This is a genomic window from Pueribacillus theae (assembly GCF_003097615.1).
Taxonomy (GTDB): Bacteria; Bacillota; Bacilli; order Bacillales; family UBA6769; genus Pueribacillus; species Pueribacillus theae.
In genome coordinates, this window is the sequence record NZ_QCZG01000121.1 from 1 (window position 1) to 448 (window position 448).

A 448-nucleotide genomic window follows, 5' to 3' on the forward strand; every position below is an offset into this window, starting at 1 on the left:
GTTCCAATGATTTGTGTGAAAACAGGGTCGTTCGTCAATTGATCAGCAGCATCGTCTTCGAAATATCCGGCAATGATTTGATAAATCTTTTGACGAAGTAAATTTTCATTCGAATGGAAATAGTAAAGTCGTTCGTCTTTTAGATCCAGATATTGGGTTAATGTTTTTGAGAATCCTATTGTTTCGTCGAATTCTCTAAAAAGGAATTCGCCCGTATCAGAGGAAAGAGAACCTCCATTATTTGACAGTTTAATTTGACGATTGAAATTGAGAGTTAATTGCGATAAAGTAGCCATTATAAGAATCCTTTCTGTGGTTATTTTGTGGTGATTTAACCTTAACAGAAATGGATTCTTTTTTCATTTATTTGATGCATAACCAATTTATCTAGACTACTTGATAAATAAGCATTACTAGGACATCAATGAATTTCTATGAATAATTCAGG

The 448-nt window shown here is 32.8% G+C and carries 1 protein-coding gene; it reads right to left on the minus strand.

Annotated elements, in window-relative coordinates; genetic code table 11:
* Positions 1-296, minus strand: a 296-nt coding sequence (locus DCC39_RS18960) for a transposase (protein ID WP_205948548.1), incomplete at its 3' end; no start/stop codon positions are given.
* Positions 297-448 lie beyond the last annotated feature (152 nt).